General features: G+C 69.6%; 14 protein-coding genes. 9 read left to right on the top strand and 5 right to left on the bottom strand.

Annotated features, from left to right (window positions below; all coding sequences use genetic code 11):
* Nucleotides 1–187: 187 nt before the first annotated feature.
* Nucleotides 188–1,054: an arylamine N-acetyltransferase family protein gene (locus B8W67_RS16630; RefSeq protein WP_234806800.1), complete on the bottom strand. Its 867-nt coding sequence runs from the start codon at nt 1,052–1,054 to the stop codon at nt 188–190.
* Between the two features lie 66 nt (nt 1,055–1,120).
* Between B8W67_RS16630 and B8W67_RS16625 the strand changes: the two genes are divergently transcribed.
* Nucleotides 1,121–1,927: a lysophospholipid acyltransferase family protein gene (locus tag B8W67_RS16625; RefSeq protein WP_069393639.1), complete on the top strand. Its 807-nt coding sequence runs from the start codon at nt 1,121–1,123 to the stop codon at nt 1,925–1,927.
* Between the two features lie 9 nt (nt 1,928–1,936).
* On the opposite strand, the gene B8W67_RS16620 is transcribed toward B8W67_RS16625, so the two are convergent.
* The gene (locus tag B8W67_RS16620; protein ID WP_085305102.1) at nt 1,937–3,370 is read right to left on the bottom strand and encodes a WS/DGAT/MGAT family O-acyltransferase; all 1,434 of its coding nucleotides are present in this window, start codon (nt 3,368–3,370) and stop codon (nt 1,937–1,939) included.
* 53 nt (nt 3,371–3,423) lie between these two features.
* Nucleotides 3,424–4,638: an alpha/beta hydrolase gene (locus B8W67_RS16615; RefSeq protein ID WP_085305100.1), complete on the bottom strand. Its 1,215-nt coding sequence runs from the start codon at nt 4,636–4,638 to the stop codon at nt 3,424–3,426.
* Between the two features lie 178 nt (nt 4,639–4,816).
* On the opposite strand from B8W67_RS16615, the gene B8W67_RS16610 reads away from it, so the two are divergent.
* The 5 genes from B8W67_RS16610 to B8W67_RS16590 all read left to right on the top strand — a co-directional run bounded on the left by B8W67_RS16610 (nt 4,817) and on the right by B8W67_RS16590 (nt 9,782).
* Entirely contained in the window at nt 4,817–5,716 is a 900-nt protein-coding gene (locus B8W67_RS16610; RefSeq protein WP_085305098.1) for a hypothetical protein, read from the top strand.
* Nucleotides 5,717–5,936: 220 nt separating this feature from the next.
* Nucleotides 5,937–6,575 carry a hypothetical protein gene (locus B8W67_RS16605; RefSeq protein ID WP_163797215.1) on the top strand — a complete coding sequence of 213 codons (639 nt, stop codon included), beginning with the start codon at nt 5,937–5,939 and terminating at the stop codon, nt 6,573–6,575.
* Nucleotides 6,572–7,474, top strand: a complete 903-nt coding sequence (locus tag B8W67_RS16600) for an alpha/beta hydrolase (protein ID WP_085305094.1) — start codon at nt 6,572–6,574, stop codon at nt 7,472–7,474. Before B8W67_RS16605 ends, B8W67_RS16600 begins: the two co-directional genes overlap by 4 nt.
* A complete protein-coding gene (locus B8W67_RS16595; RefSeq protein ID WP_234806799.1) occupies nt 7,474–8,610 on the top strand; it encodes an acyl-CoA dehydrogenase family protein in 1,137 nt (378 codons plus the stop codon). The genes B8W67_RS16600 and B8W67_RS16595 overlap by 1 nt, the downstream gene beginning before the upstream one ends.
* Nucleotides 8,607–9,782, top strand: coding sequence for an acyl-CoA dehydrogenase family protein (locus B8W67_RS16590; protein WP_085305092.1), 1,176 nt, complete (start codon nt 8,607–8,609; stop codon nt 9,780–9,782). Before B8W67_RS16595 ends, B8W67_RS16590 begins: the two co-directional genes overlap by 4 nt.
* Nucleotides 9,783–9,794: 12 nt before the next feature.
* On the opposite strand, the gene B8W67_RS16585 is transcribed toward B8W67_RS16590, so the two are convergent.
* Nucleotides 9,795–10,787 (bottom strand): MaoC family dehydratase, encoded by a 993-nt coding sequence (locus tag B8W67_RS16585; protein ID WP_069393633.1) that lies wholly within the window; start codon nt 10,785–10,787, stop codon nt 9,795–9,797.
* A 61-nt stretch (nt 10,788–10,848) separates the two neighbouring features.
* On the opposite strand from B8W67_RS16585, the gene B8W67_RS16580 reads away from it, so the two are divergent.
* The gene (locus tag B8W67_RS16580) at nt 10,849–12,015 is read left to right on the top strand and encodes an acyl-CoA dehydrogenase family protein (protein WP_085305090.1); all 1,167 of its coding nucleotides are present in this window, start codon (nt 10,849–10,851) and stop codon (nt 12,013–12,015) included.
* Between the two features lie 22 nt (nt 12,016–12,037).
* On the opposite strand, the gene B8W67_RS16575 is transcribed toward B8W67_RS16580, so the two are convergent.
* Nucleotides 12,038–13,858: a phosphoenolpyruvate carboxykinase (GTP) gene (locus B8W67_RS16575; RefSeq protein WP_085305088.1), complete on the bottom strand. Its 1,821-nt coding sequence runs from the start codon at nt 13,856–13,858 to the stop codon at nt 12,038–12,040.
* 189 nt (nt 13,859–14,047) lie between these two features.
* Here B8W67_RS16575 and trmB point away from each other — a divergent pair, with 189 nt between their 5' ends.
* Nucleotides 14,048–14,851, top strand: a complete 804-nt coding sequence (trmB, locus tag B8W67_RS16570) for a tRNA (guanosine(46)-N7)-methyltransferase TrmB (protein WP_085305109.1) — start codon at nt 14,048–14,050, stop codon at nt 14,849–14,851.
* The gene (locus B8W67_RS16565) at nt 14,848–15,510 is read left to right on the top strand and encodes an NYN domain-containing protein (RefSeq protein WP_308213942.1); all 663 of its coding nucleotides are present in this window, start codon (nt 14,848–14,850) and stop codon (nt 15,508–15,510) included. The genes trmB and B8W67_RS16565 overlap by 4 nt, the downstream gene beginning before the upstream one ends.
* The last annotated feature ends 66 nt before the right edge of the window (nt 15,511–15,576 follow it).

Raw genomic sequence — 15,576 nt, 5'->3', positions numbered from 1 at the left:
TAAAACTAGCGCGACCCCCCGACATCACCCCACATCACCACCGCAATAACCACCGCAATAACCACCGCCACCGCCACGGTCAGCAGAGTTATCCCCAGTACCCGAACCATCCCCAAACCAAGCCAACAGACAACCCCGGGGCGCCGGAAGCGCCGGCGGCCCCGCGATCCGGCCCGGACTCATCCGATCAGCTGTCCAACACCGCCGCGATGCGCTCGGTCACCGCGGGCAGGCCCGATACGTCCAGGCCGAACCGCTCGCCGAGCACCTCCACGACCTCGGCGGCCGACGCCAGCCGGGTCCGCTCGGTCTGGCCGTCGCGACGGTGCACCGACAGCGTGCCGCCGTGCAGGTTCATCCGGGCGTCGTCGACGATCAGGGCGGCGCTGAGACCGTTGACGAAGATCGACCGCGGATGGGTGGACACATACCAACTGCCCAGTTCCAGGTCGATCAGCGGGCGGGGCCGGTCGGTGAAGGTGTACATCGGTTGCCAGTTGTTCCCCAGCAGCGTCTCCAGCAGGTAGCCCCCACCCCACCGATCGTGGGTGCGGATCCGAAACGCTCCGAGGTCGGTCTGCTGCACCGGCCCGGCCTCCAGGCGGATCGGCGCGGTGAGGGTCTGGCCACCGAATCCGACGTCGACCAGAAACGGGTCGACGAGACCGGGGACCCGCACCGCCAGCGCCTGATGCGTTTCGGCGTGCGGCGGGCCGTCCAACCCGGTCGGGTTCATCCACACCACCCGACCGCCCAACGCATCTACGCCAAACCCCAACTCCTCCAACACATACCGCAGCAAGGTGTTGTGTTCATAGCAGTAACCGCCGCGGCGGCGGTCGACCAGCTTGGCGGTCAGCGCCGCGGCACGCAGGTCCTCGACCGGCACCCCGCAGAGCGGGTCGAGGTTCTCGAACGGGATGTGGCGGGTGTGTCCGGCGACCACGGCGACCAACGTCTCCACCGTCGCCGCGACCGGACCGGAATACTCGATGCGGTCCAGATATCCGCGCAGGTCCAGCCCGGCCCGGTCGGGGTTCACCGTCTCCACCACCCTTGCGATGCTAGAACAGCGCCGCGAGGTGGGATTCCGGTCGCCGCTGGGTAGAATGCCGAGCTAATGAGTGCAGCAGAGATCGACCCCACCGAAACCTCCAAATGGGACCCCGGGTTCACCGAGCGCGTGATGGGCTGGCTTCGTCCGCTGGTCAAGGGTTATCACCGCGCCGAGATCCGTGGCCTGGAGTCGTTCCCGCACGGCGGAGCGCTGGTGGTCGCCAACCACTCCGGCGGGCTGTTCGCGATGGATGTGCCGGTGTTCGCGACCGGGTTTTACGAGAAGTTCGGCTACGACCGTCCGGTGTACACCCTCAGCCACGACATGCTGCTCACCGGCGCGACCGCGGAGTTCTTCATCAAGCTCGGCTTCATCCGCGCCAGCCACCGCAACGCCGAGGCGGCGCTGGCCTCGGGCGGGATCGTCGTGGTGTTCCCCGGCGGGGACTACGACGTGTACCGCCCGACGTTCACGGAGAACACCATCGACTTCGACGGCCGCACCGGCTACGTGCGCGCCGCGCTCAACGCCGGGGTGCCGATCGTGCCGTCGGTGTCGATCGGCGGGCAGGAGAGCCAACTGTTTTTGTCCCGCGGGGAGTGGCTGGCCAAGGCCCTGCAACTGGACAAGCTGTTCCGGGCCAAGATCCTGCCGCTGTCGTTCGGATTCCCGTTCGGTTTCTCCGCGGTGGTGCCGCCGAACCTGCCGCTGCCGACCAAGATCGTCACCCAGGTGCTGGAGCCGATCGACATCGTCGCCGAATTCGGCGAGGACCCCGACATCGAGGCCGTCGACGCCCATGTCCGGTCGGTCATGCAGGACGCGCTGGACACGTTGGCCGCGCAGCGCCGTTTCCCGATCATCGGCTGACGCCGCAGATCAGGGTGTCGGCGCCGACACCGGTGCCATCGCCTCGGGCACAGCGGTGAGCTGCTCGGAAAGCCCGGCGGCCCGCCGGATCTCGATGAATTCGGCCACCATGGCGTCGGTGACCTCGTGCGGGTCTTTCAAGGTGGCGGCGTCGGCGAGCACCGAGATGTTGAGCTGGTCGACATAGCTCCACACGGTGATGTTCAACCCGCTGCCGGCGGTGAGCGGGCCCACCGAGTAGATCTCGGTGACCAGCGCCCCACCGACCCGGCCGGGTTCGCGTGGCCCCGGCACGTTGGAGATGTTGAGGTTGAGGGTCTTGTTCTGCCCCTCGCTGCTGGCCAGCCGCCGAAACAGCGCCTCCATGCCGGCCGGCGGGAAGTAGGCGGCCCACCGGTTGACCAACTCCGGGCCGATCAGCTGGTTGGTCGCCTTGGCCTCGGTGGCCGCTTCGTGCACCTCGGCGACCCGCTGCAACGGATCCTCGACGTCGACCGGCAATCCGACGAGCACCCCGGAGAACTTGTTGCCCCAGATGCGCTCCGCAGAGAAGTCGAAGCCCATCGGCACCGAGGCCAGCAGCGGCCGGTCGGCCGAACCGTCGTAGTGCAGCAACAGGTTGCGCAGCGCCCCGGTCGATATCGCCAGCACCACGTCGTTGAGGGTGGCGCCGAGTTTCTTGCTGGTCTCCTTGATGTCGGCCAACGACAGGGTGGCGGTGGCGAAACGCCGCTGGGGCGTCAGCACATGGTTCATGAACGTCGGCGGCGGGCTGAACGGCCGGGTCAGCTCCGGGGAGAGCCGCCGGCCGCTGCGCCGCACCCGGCTCAGCCCGGCGGCGGTGTATCTGACGGTGGTCGGTACCCGGCCGAGTTGGCGCAGATGGTCGCGGAACGCCGAGCGCATCAGCTGCCCCTTGGTCGGCGCCGGCTCGGTGGGGAAGTCGTGGCGCTCGACCTGGCGGCCGCGCTGCAGATCCATGCCCTGGGCCATCAGGTTCGCCGAGGCGATCCCGTCGGCCAGGGCGTGATGGATCTTGCCGACCACCGCGATCCGGTGATTGGCCAGCCCTTCGATGAAGTACATCTCCCACAGCGGGCGCGACCGGTCCAGCGGGGTGCTGGCGATCTCGCCGATCGCCTCATCCAGCTCGCGCCGGCCCCCCGGTTCCGGCAGCCGCCAGGGCCGCACGTGGTAGTCCAGGTCGACGTCGGCGTTCTCCTGCCACATCGGGTGGTGGAACTTGTAGGGGATGTCGACCAGTCGGAACCGGAACGGCTCCAGCTTGTACAGCCGGCCGTGCAGCACCTTGCGGAACTGCTCGATCGTGAAGCCGCGCCGCTCGGCATCCAACTCGATGACCGCCACCTTCAACGTGTGCATGTGCACGTTGTCGGTCTCGCTGTACAGCAAGACAGCGTCCCAGCCGCTGAGCCTCTTCACCCGGCACCTCCCTATGCAGGGAGACCCTACCGGTGGCCCGGATCACACCGGAGTCACATGGCGGCTTTGATGCCGATTTGTTCCCGGTTGCGGTGAATCTCGTTGAGGAACAATCCGATTGCGGTCACCGCAGTCCCGGTGCGGGCACCGTCGGTCATGTCGAAACCGTGCCCGGCGCCGGGTAGCTCGAGGTAACTGACCTGGGAACGCGACTCCGCACGCAGTTCGGCGACGAAATCGCGGGCCTGAGCGACCGGGATGACGGTGTCACGGGTGCCGTGCACCACCAGGAACGGCGGCGCCTGCGGATGCACCCGCAGGATCGGGGAGGCCTGGGCGAACACGTCCGGGTGACGACGGATCGACTTCTTCACCACGATGCGTTCCAGGAAGTCGACGAACTGCTCGCGGTCGGGGCTGGAGCGGTCCTGCCAGTCGTAGCGGCCGTAGATCGGCACGACCGCGTCGACCGAGGTGTCCGCCCCCTCCGGCAACTCGGCGCGAAGGTCCGGGTTGCAGCGCTCGCCCCCACTGAGCCCGGCGAGGGCGGCAAGGTGTCCGCCCGCCGACGCCCCGGACACCACGACGAAGTTCCGGTCGCCCCCGAACTTGTCGACGTTGGCACGCGCCCAGGCGATCGCGGTCTTGACGTCGATGAGGTGGCTCGGCCACCGGTTGTGCGGGGCCACCCGATACTCCACCGACAGACACACCCAGCCCTGCTGGGCCAAGTGCGCCATCAACGCGTAGCCCTGCAGGGTGCGGCTGCCGTGCACCCAGGCGCCGCCCGGCAGGAAGATCAGCACCGGGGCCGGCCTGTCGGTGGGCAAATCGCGGCGCCGCCACACATCCAGCAGTTGGGTGGGCAGGCTGCCGTAGCGCACCGACCCGCGGTACAGGAAGCGGCGGTGCTGCAGTGCCCGCAACGCCGGCGGGGTGCGGTCGGGGGCCGGCCACACGGTCCCCTCACCGTCGGTCACGACGTCGGCCAGCGCGGCCTCGGCAGCACTGTGGGTCTGGCCGCGCTCGCTGCGTCGCCTCGCCGAACTGCCGGGCACCAGCCACGCCTTGGCGGTGTTGGTCATGAACTCGGGCAGATGACGTGTTCCCCACACGCCCATCGCAGTCGCGCCGCCCAGGGGCTCCAGGTGCTTGCCGATCAACGGCAGCCCCGCCGAGGCCTGGCTCAATTCCAGCAGGTAGTCGGCCGGTCGGGCGCGGAGGAACCATCGCGCACGCCTGGCAACACTGCGATCAGGCTTTGCCATGCCGGGCAGCCTACTCCCCCGGCGCCCGCGATACGGGCATTCGGGGGTCAATTGACGGCCCCGTCGAATATTTGCGGCGACGGCCGGTCGGCGTCGGCGGACGCTGCTCCTGTCGGGTCCGCCCGGTGCCCGGCGTTTAGGCTGAGCCCATTCGACGAGGAAGGCAGAGGCCACCCGAATGCGATTCAATCCTCCCCCGAACTGGCCGCCGGCCCCGCCCGGTTGGGTTCCCGAACCCACCTGGCAACCGGACCCGGCCTGGGGGCCACCCCCGCCGGGCTGGCCGCTGTGGGTCGACGACGCTGCCGCGGGGGCGCCGCGGCCCCCACAGATCCGGCGATGGTGGATCCTGGCCGCGGTACTGGTGGTCGTCGTGGCACTCGGGGCGGGGGCGGCCTGGCTCGTCACCCGCGGGCACGTCGACGGGGCCGATCCCATCCCCGTGAAACCGTCGGTCAAGGCAGACATCACCGAACTCTCCGCCGGGCTGCTGGTCGACAAGTCGGCGTTTCCCGACCTCGGCGCCGACGCCGACTGGACGGACTTGTCCCAGGGCGGCGACGACGACGACAGCGAGTTCGGCCCACCCGAGGACATCGTGGTGACCCCACCGGAATGCGCCGATATCGTCGACGCCCCGCGGTCGACCACCGCCGCCATCGGACGCAAGGTCTCCACATTCACCACAGACCATCGGCGTTCGTTCGCTTCACAACTGGCGATAGGCCCCGAACGGGTGGCGTTGCGGAAACTGATCGGCAGCTGCGGCACGTTCGAAATCACCAACACCGGGACGGGCGGCTTTCAGTCCCTGACCGCGACGGTCACACCGTTGCAGGTGAGCGGCCTACCCGACTGGGCGGTCGCCTACACCATGGAACTCACCGATCCCGATTCCGGGATGTTGATGGTGATGGCCACGGCCGCAAGCTACTGCCGCGGCATCCTTGTCGACGCGATCTCCGCCGATGACGTTGCGACCGGCGACAACGCCGCAGACCAGGTCGGCGCGGACGTCGCCGAGGACCTGCTGAGGCTGCTCACCGCCCAGGTCGACACCATCGAGACCGCCCCCTGACCGGAAGGACTCCATGCCTTTCAATCCTCCCCCGAACTGGCCGCCGGCCCCGCCCGGGTGGACACCGGAGCCCGGGTGGCAGCCGGATCCGGCCTGGGGGCCGCCCCCGCCGGAATGGCCGCTGTGGGTCAATGACACCGCCACCGACACCGCCACCCCGGCGCGCCGCACCACCACCGCACTGTGGATCGGCCTGGGCGCGGCCGTCCTGGTCGTCGCGGTGGCGATCACAGCGGTGCTGCTCACCCGCGGGTCCGGCCCCGCGACCACCTCGGCGTCCGGCGATGACGAACCCCCGATCACCGCACTGTCGACGTCGGTTCTGGTCGACAGGTCGGCGTTTCCCATTCCCGGCCCCCATCCGCAATGGCAGTCGATGGAGCTCGATCACGCCAAAGAGGTCATCGACCCGGAGGACATCACCGGCTCGTCGGAGTGCAAGGACTTGCTCTACGACACGTCCTACATCTCCGGTGTCTTCAAGCGACTCGCGGTGGAACAACCTGATGCGTACATAGTGCTAGGGGTGAAGTTGGAACTCGGTGCCAAAAAATACGATGTCGCCGAGTATGTCGACAAATGCGCGAACGACCGCGGCGCCATGAACCACGGGGAGAACACCGGCGCGGTTCGCCTGAGCGATCTCTCGGGCCTGCCATCCTGGGCGACCGCCTTCTCGGTCGAGGACAGCCATGCGGGCGAGACGGTCTTCAGCCAGCAGAGCATCGTCGGCTATTACCGCGAGGTGAAGGTGTCGGTCGACAGCGCATGCTTCGGGTCGGGCCCCAGCGGCGTCGCCGACGACGATTTGGTGGGTCTGTTCAACGATCAGGTCGACAAATTGGCTGCCGCGCCGTGACCGCCACCGCGGTGCATCCGCAGCTGAGGCGGCTGGCACGGGTGGTGCCGCGCCGTGGGGTCGGACCGCGCACCCTGCGGCCGGTGCGGGCGCTGGCGCGACTGGTCGGCCCGCCGCTCAGTCGCGGCGTCACCACCACCACCCTCGACGACGGCACCCGCATCCGCCTGCACCGCCCGGCCGGGGTGACCGAGCCGGCCCCGGCGTTGCTGTGGCTGCATGGCGGCGGCTACGTCCTGGGCACCGCACGCCAGGATGACCGACTGTGCCGGCGGTTTGCCGAGGAGCTCGGCGCAATCGTCGCCGCCGTCGACTACCGCCTCGCGCCCGAACATCCCTACCCGGCCGCCCTCGACGACGCCTACGCGGGCCTGCGGTGGCTGGCGTCGCTGCCCGGCGTCGACCCGACACGGGTGGCGGTCGGCGGTGCCAGCGCCGGGGGCGGCCTGGCGGCCGCGCTGGCGTTGCGCGCCCACGACCGCGGCGAGCACCCCCTGGTGCTGCAGCTGTTGGCCTACCCGATGCTCGATGACCGCAGCGCCGCGTCGCCGCCGGACCCTCGCTACCGGCTGTGGACGCCGGCGAGCAACCGGTTCGGGTGGTCGTGCTATCTCGGCGACGCCGACCCCGCCACAGCGGTCCCGGCCCGCCGCGGCCCGCTGGCCGGGGTCGCGCCGGCCCGGATCGGGGTCGGCACCCACGACTTGTTCTATGCCGAGAACGTCACCTACGCCGAACGGCTCATCGCCGCCGGGGTGGACTGCCACCTGGAGGTGGTGCCCGGGGCTTTTCACGGTTTTGACCTGCTGGCACCGGCGAAGTCGGTGTCGCGGGCATTCTTTGCCAGTCAGTGCGCGCGCCTACGGGCCGCGTTCACCGTCAGGAACCGAGGTCGCTGATGTCGCTGATGTCGCTGATGTCGTCACCCGAGCACACCGCGTTACGGACCGCCGTCGCCGACCTGATGGCCAAACACAGCCCCGAGGAGGCCGTGCGCGCCGCCATGGCGTCCGGCACCGGTTTCGATCCGGCGCTGTGGCAGCAGATGGCGGCCATGGGTCTGCTCGGGCTGGCGATCCCGCAACGTCACGGCGGCACCGGCGCCGGCCCGGTCGAGCTGGGAATCGCCGCCGAGGAGATGGGGCGCGCCCTTTTGGCCGGCCCCTACCTGTCGACCGCGGTCCTGGTCCCGGCACTGTTGAGCGAACTCGGTGACGACGACGAACAGTCCGCGGTGTTGCCGCGGGTCGCCGACGGATCACTGCAGGCCACCGTCGCCTTCGCCGAGGACGGTTCGGCCGGTGTGCCCGCCGGGCTCACCACCTCCGCCGGCATCATCGGTGACACCTGGCGGATCACCGGATACAAACATTTCGTCCTCGACGCCGGGATCGCCGGGGTGATCTACGTTCTCGCCGCCACCGACGCCGGCCCGGGTGTCTTCGCCGTCACGACGGGCGAGGCCGGGGCGACGGGGATGACCGTCACGGCGGTGCAGACCGTCGACCAGACCCGCAAAATGGCGCGACTGCAGTTCGTCGATACCCCGGCCCGACTGGTCGGCACCGTCGGTGGCGGCGACACGGCGGTGGCGGCCGCACTGGCACGTTCGTCGGTGGCGTTGATCGCTTCCCAGGCCGGCGGGGCGCACCGCGCGATGCGGATGGCGGTGGGCTACGCGCGCACCCGTTTTCAGTTCGGGCGGGCGATCGGCAGTTTTCAAGCGGTCAAGCACATCTGCGCCGACATGCTGTTGGAGGCGGAGTCAGCGGTGTCGGCCGCCCGTCATGTGGCGGCCGCTTTCGCCACCGAGTCCGACGACCGGTTCGCCGACTTGGCGTTGGCCCAGGCGTATTGCTCGGAGGCGTTCGTGTTCGTGGCGGCCACCAACATTCAGGTCCACGGGGGCATCGGATTCACCTGGGAACACCCGGCACATCTGTATCTGCGGCGAGCCCGCGGTGATGCCCAGTTGTGGGGCAGCCCGGCCGGATACCGGGAACGCTATCTCAACGAGATCGGAGCGCGGGCATGAGCGAGGCGATCACGCGGCTGCGCGACGAGGTCCGCACCTGGCTGGCGGCGAACCACTCGGAGCACGCCGACCGCGACACCTACGCGCACGCGGTGGTGGAGGCGGGCTGGTCGGTGCCGAGCTGGGAGCCCGACTGGTACGGCCGGGGGCTCTCCGACGCCGAATCCCGGGTGGTGGCCGAGGAGTTCCGCGCCGCTGGTGCGCCGGGCTCCGGTCATGACCGCGCCAACCTGCTGGCGTGCACGCTGCACGACTGCGGTTCACCGGAGCAGAAACGTCGGCTGATCCCGCCGTCGCTGCGGGGCGAGACCAAGTGGTGCCTGCTCTACAGCGAGCCCGGCGCCGGGTCGGATCTGGCCGGGTTGCGCACCCGCGCCGAACGTGACGGCTCGTCCGAGGACGCGGACTGGATCGTCACCGGACAGAAGGTGTGGACGTCGTTCGCCACCACCGCCGACTACGGCCTGCTGGTGGCACGCACCGACCCGGATGTGCCCAAACACCAGGGCATCACGTTCTTCATCCTGCCGATGCGCCAGCCCGGGGTTCAGGTGCGCCCGATTCACCAGATCACCGGCGAATCCGAGTTCAACGAGGTGTTCCTCGACGGGGCAAGGGTTCCCGACGCCAACCGTGTCGGCGACCCCGGGACCGGCTGGGCGGTGTTGCAGGTCGCGTTGGGCTACGAACGCCGGCTGATGGGCGATTTGGCGCGCACCACCCAGCGCGGCGTCAACGCCGCCTCCGCACCCCATCCCCTGGTGGATCTGGCCCGCGAGTTCGGCCGCCTGGACGACAGTCACATCCGGCAGCGCATCGCGCGCATCGAGGCCCTGACGACGGTCAACCGGTGGAACACCCGGCGCGCCAAGGCCAGCACCGACCGGGCAGAGGCCGCGACGCTGTTGGCGTTGGGCAAGATCGCGATGTCACGCATCCTGCACGAGACGGCGGCGGTGGAGACCGAGATCGTCGAATCCGAGTCGATGCTGTGCGGGCCCGACAATCCGGTCGGTGACGCGGTGACCTTCCGGACCCTCAACGCCTATTTCACCTCGATCGGCGGCGGCACCGACCAGATCCAGCGCAACATCATCGGCGAACGGGTGCTGGGTTTACCCAAGGAGCCGGACCCTTTTCGGGACAGCCCCTTTCGCGATCTCCCCCACTGACCACCACGCGATTCAGAACTGCAGTGCGCTGAACCGCCAATCCAGCACCTGCCGATCGTCGTCTCCGGCGGTGGCGCCGGCGGCGTACACCTGCGACCGCAACCGCAGCACCGCGCCCCGGCGGGCCGCTTCCACACCCTCGATGTGAAGTTCGCTGTAGAGGGTGTCCCCCTCGTACACCGGTGCGGTGTGCTCGCAGGACTGCCACCCCAGCACCGTCGCCAGGTCCGGAAGCAGCCGGGTGGCCTGCGCCAACGCGAGCGCGATGGTGTGCCCGCCGTAGACGAGCCGCTGTCCGCCGACGCGGCGATCATGATGGGTGGCAGCGATATTCAGCGTCAATCGAGCCAATTCGGGCGCGGAGCTGACCACGTCGGCACTGCTGGGTAGCACCGCGCCCACCCGCACCTGTGCGGCGGCACTCGACCCGACCCACTGCCGGAAAGCCTGCGCGTCCCAGTGTCCGGTCGGATCGCGCGGCGGGGGCGCGACGTCGTCACCGATGGCCGCCAGGTCGTCGCCGGCGTCACTGCGGGCGTCGGGGCGCAGCGGCAGCATCGCGCACCGGTAGAAGTCGAGCACCACCCGGTCTTCTTGGTCGGCGGTGGTCACCCGCAGCGCCGCGAGCCCGGTCGGGGCGCGACCGGGCTTGACCGAGTTGGCGCGCAACCCCACCACTTCGGTGCGGGTGCGCAGGGTGTCGCCGAGCACCGGGAAGCGGTGGAACACCAGCCCCCGGTAGAACAGGTTGGCCTTGACCCGCTGGGTGACCAGCGTCGACTGCCCGATCGCGATGTTGCACACCAGCGCCGGATGCGCCATGGCAGCGCGCACGCCGGTCACCGCCCAGGCCAGGTCGGCGTCGAGCGCCAGCCGCAGCCGGTCGCCGACGATCGACTGGTGCACCGCGGCGATCCCCGGGGTGAGGGTCAGAGCCGGCGCGGTGTCGAACACCTGCCCGACCGCCAGATCCTCGAAGTAGGGTGCGTCGGGTATCGCGGTCATCGGGTCTCCACCTGGGTCACTATGGGCGGTACCGATCCTGACACACGCTGAAGGAACACACATGGAGCCCACCGGTACGCAGCTCGGCGCCGAGGAGACCCTGCTGGTCGAGACCGTCCGGCGGTTCATCGACCGCGACGTCAAACCAGGTGTGCGCGAACTCGAACACGCCAACACCTATCCGCACGAGTGGATCGAGCAGATGAAGCGGCTCGGCATCTTCGGGCTGGCGGTGCCGGAGGCCTACGGCGGCACCCCGGTGTCGACGTGGTGCTACGCGCTGGTCACCCAGGAACTGGCTCGCGGGTGGATGAGCCTGGCCGGGGCGATGGGCGGGCACACGGTGGTCGCCAAGCTGCTCACCCTGTTCGGCACCGAGGAGCAGAAACGCACGTACCTGCCGGCGCTGGCCACCGGGCAGGTGCGCGCGACGATGGCGTTGACCGAGCCCGGCGGCGGCAGCGACCTGCAGAGCATCACCACGACCGCGCTGCCCGACGGTGACGCGTTGGTGGTCTCCGGGACCAAGACCTGGATCTCCAATGCGCGGCGCAGCGGGCTGATCGCGCTGCTGGCCAAGACCGATCCGGCCGCCCGGCCCCGCCACCGTGGGATCTCGGTGGTGCTGGTGGACAACCCGCATCCCGGTCTCAGCGTGTCGCGGGATCTACCCAAACTCGGCTACAAGGGCGTGGAGTCGTGTGAGCTGCACTTCCAGGATGCCCGGGTGCCGGCCGCGGCGGTCCTCGGCGGGCGGCCCGGGGCGGGCTTCGCGCAGATGATGAAGGGCCTGGAGACCGGGCGCATCCAGGTGGCCGCGCGCGCGTTGGGGGTCGCCACCGCCGCGTTGACCGACGCACTGGCCTACGCCCAGCAGCGGGAGAGTTTCGGTCAGCCGATCTGGCGCCACCAGGCCATCGGGCACCACCTGGCCGACATGGCCACCAAACTCACCGCAGCCCGCCAGCTCACCCGTTACGCCGCGCAGCGCTACGACAGCGGCGAGCGCGCCGACATGGAGGCCGGGATGGCCAAACTGTTCGCCTCCGAGACCGCGATGGAGATCGCGCTCAACGCGGTGCGCATCCACGGCGGCTACGGCTACTCCACCGAGTTCGACGTGGAACGCTACTTCCGCGACGCCCCGCTGATGATCGTCGGCGAGGGCACCAACGAGATCCAGCGCAACGTCATCGCCGCCCAGTTGGTGGCCCGCGGCGGGATCTGAACCGCGCCGGGCGGCGAACCGGCTATCCGAGGCGCTGTTTGAGCGCCTCGAACTCGTCGCGGATGCCCGACGGCAGCCGGTCGCCGACGAAGGAGAACCACTCCTCGATCAGCGGCAGTTCGTCGCGCCACTCGTCGGCGTGCACCGCCAGTGCGGCGTCGACGTCCGCCGGGTCGATCTCCATACCGGACAGGTCCAGGTCGTTGGCGCTGGGCACGGTGCCGATCGCGGTGCTGCTCCCCGCGCCGCGGCCCTCGACCCGCTCGATGATCCATTTGAGGACCCGGGAGTTCTCCCCGAATCCCGGCCACAGGAACCGGCCGTCGTCGCCGCGGCGGAACCAGTTGACGAAGAAGACCTTCGGCATCTTGGTCGCGTCGGCGTTCTTGCCCAGGTTGATCCAGTGCGCGAAGTAGTCCCCGACGTTGTAGCCGCAGAACGGCAGCATCGCCATCGGGTCGCGACGCACGGTGCCGACCTTGCCCTCGGCGGCGGCGGTCTGCTCGCTGCCGAGGGTGGCTCCGATGAACACCCCGTGCTGCCAGTCGCGGGCCTCGGTCACCAGCGGGACCGTGGTCTTGCGCCGTCCGCCGAACAGGATCGCCGAGATCGGCACGCCGGCCGGGTTGTCCCACTCCGGCGCCAGGATCGGGCACTGCGACATCGGGGTGCAGTAGCGCGAGTTGGGGTGGGCGGCCTTGGTCTCGGTCTCGCCGAGCAGCCAGTCCTGCCCCTTCCAGTCGATCAGGTGCTCGGGGTCGTTCTCCAGGCCCTCCCACCAGACGTCACCGTCGTCGGTGTAGGCGACGTTGGTGAACACGGTGTTGCCGCCCTCAATGGTGTGCATCGCGTTGGGGTTGGAATCCCAGTTGGTGCCCGGGGCGACCCCGAAGAACCCGAACTCGGGGTTCACCGCGTAGAGCCGCCCGTCGTCACCGAACCGCATCCAGGCGATGTCGTCGCCGAGGGTCTCGGCACGCCAGCCGGGGATGGTGGGCTGGATCATCGCCAGGTTGGTCTTGCCGCACGCCGACGGGAACGCCGCCGCGACGTAGTAGGACTTGTTCTCCGGGGAGATCAGTTTCAAGATCAGCATGTGCTCGGCCAGCCAGCCCTCGTCGCGGGCCATCGCCGAGGCGATCCGCAGCGAGTAGCACTTCTTGCCCAGCAGCGCGTTGCCGCCGTAGCCGGAGCCGAAGCTCCAGATCTCGCGGGTCTCCGGGAAGTGGGTGATGTATTTGGTGTCGTTGCACGGCCACGGCACGTCTTTTTGGCCCGGCTCCAGCGGGGCGCCCACCGAGTGCAGCGCCTTGACGAAGAACCCGTCGTCGCCGAGCTTGTCCAGCGCGGCGGTGCCCATCCGGGTCATGATCTTCATCGACACCACGACGTACTCGGAGTCGGTGATCTCCACCCCCAGCTTGGGGTCCTCGGCACCGAGCGGGCCCATGCAGAACGGCACCACCCACATGGTGCGTCCGCGCATGCAGCCCCGGTACAGCTCGGTCAACGTCGAGCGCATCTCGGCCGGGTCCATCCAGTTGTTGGTGGGTCCGGCATCGATCTCCCGCTCGGAACAGATGTAGGTGCGCGACTCCACCCGGGCTACATCCGAGGGGTCCGACAGCGCCAGGTAGGAGTTGGGCTTGCGTTCCTGGTTGAGACGACGGAACGTGCCGGCCTCCACCAGCTGCTCGGCGAGGCGGCGGAACTCCTCGTCGGAGCCGTCCGCGAACGCGACCCGGTCCGGCTGGGTGAGCTCGGCGACCTCCTGCACCCACGCGAGCAGGCCCTGGTGCGTGGTGGGCGCGTTGTCCAACCCGGGGATGGTCGCTGAAGTCATGGAGCTCTCCTGTGTATCCGTTCCGCTTGTTTCGGATATGCGTGTTCCGATTTTCCGGCGGTCCTTAATAACCCTTTAATAGAGGTTATCGTGACCTGGCCGATCCGGCCGCGGCGGGCGGGTGCCGACCGCGCGGCAGGCAACTGTTGGGTATCAATCGGTGCCTCGGGGCTGGGGGACGCGCCGTTGATGGGCCACCATGGACGGGTGCACGCGCGTAACGAGGTGGATCCGGCGCCCGAGCCGCCAGCGCCGCCCGCCGGCGGTGGCGGCCTGTTTCCGCGCACCACCAGCTTCCGGTCCCGCCGCTCGGCGCTCTCCGAGGCGCAGCGGCGGGTATGGGAGCGCCGCTGGGACGAGCTGGGCACCGAGGTTGCCGCCGCCACAAACTCCCCGGATACCCCGGACACCCCGGCCGGCCCGCTGGATCTGACCGGCTGGTTTCACCGGGAGGCGCCGCGGGTGCTGGAGATCGGCTGCGGAACGGGCAGCGCCACCCTGGCGATGGCCCAGGCCGAACCCGACGTCGATGTGCTGGCGGTGGAGGTCTACCGCCGCGGGCTGGCGCAGCTGCTCAGCGGCATCGACCGGACCGGCGTCACCAACATCCGGCTGATCCGCGGGGACGCGGTCACGGTGCTGCACGACCTGCTCACCACCGAGTCGCTGACCGGGGTGCGGGTGTTCTTCCCCGACCCGTGGCCCAAGGCCCGCCACCACAAGCGCCGGCTGCTGCAGCCGCCGGTGGTGGGGCTGATCGCCGACCGGCTGCGCCCCGGCGGGGTGCTGCACGCCGCCACCGACCACGTCGGCTACGCCGAACAGATCGCCGAGGTCGGCGACGCCGAGCCGCGGCTGCGCCGCGTCGAGGCCCGGGTGTCTCCGGTGTCGCTGCCGATCTCGGTGCACCGGCCCACCACCAAATACGAAGGCAAAGCCCACGACGCGGAGCGCGCCGTCACCGACTTGATCTGGGAGAAACGGCAATCGTGACCGACGACACCGCGGCGGCCCGGGCCGCCGACCCCGCCCCGCGCCGGGTACTGCTGGTCTGGGACGCCCCCAACCTCGACATGGGCCTGGGGTCGATCCTGGGCCGCCGGCCCACCGCGGTGGAGCGGCCCCGCTTCGACGCCCTGGGCCGGTGGCTGCTGGCCCGCACCGCCGATGCCGCCGCCCGGACGCCCGGCGAGGTGGTGGAGCCGGAGGCCACGGTGTTCACCAATATCGCCCCCGGCACCGCCGACGTGGTGCGGCCCTGGGTGGAGGCGCTGCGCAACGTCGGGTACGCGGTGTTCGCCAAACCCAAGCTCGACGAGGACAGCGACGTCGACGCCGACATGCTCGCGCACATCGCGGTGCGCGCCGAGGAGGGCTTGGCCGCTTTGGTGGTGGCCTCCGCGGACGGGCAGGCGTTCCGCGCCCCGCTGGAGGAGATCGCCGCCACCGGCACCCCCGTCGAAGTGCTGGGATTTCGCGAACATGCGAGTTGGGCGCTAGCCTCGGATACCTTGGAGTTCGTCGACCTGGAAGACATCGCCGGCGTCTTCCGGGAGCCGCTGCCGCGGATCGGACTGGATTCGCTACCGGAGCAGGGCGCGTGGTTGCAGCCGTTCCGGCCGTTGACCTCGCTCCTGACCTCGCGGGTGTAACAACTGGAAACCCGGAGAAGTTCGACGCGCCCGTGGCGCGAGTCGGCGCAGAATCAGCAAGGAGTT

Source organism: Mycolicibacillus koreensis, assembly GCF_002104795.1.
Taxonomy (GTDB): Bacteria; Actinomycetota; Actinomycetes; order Mycobacteriales; family Mycobacteriaceae; genus Mycobacterium; species Mycobacterium koreense.
This window is presented reverse-complemented; position numbering and strand designations above follow the sequence as displayed.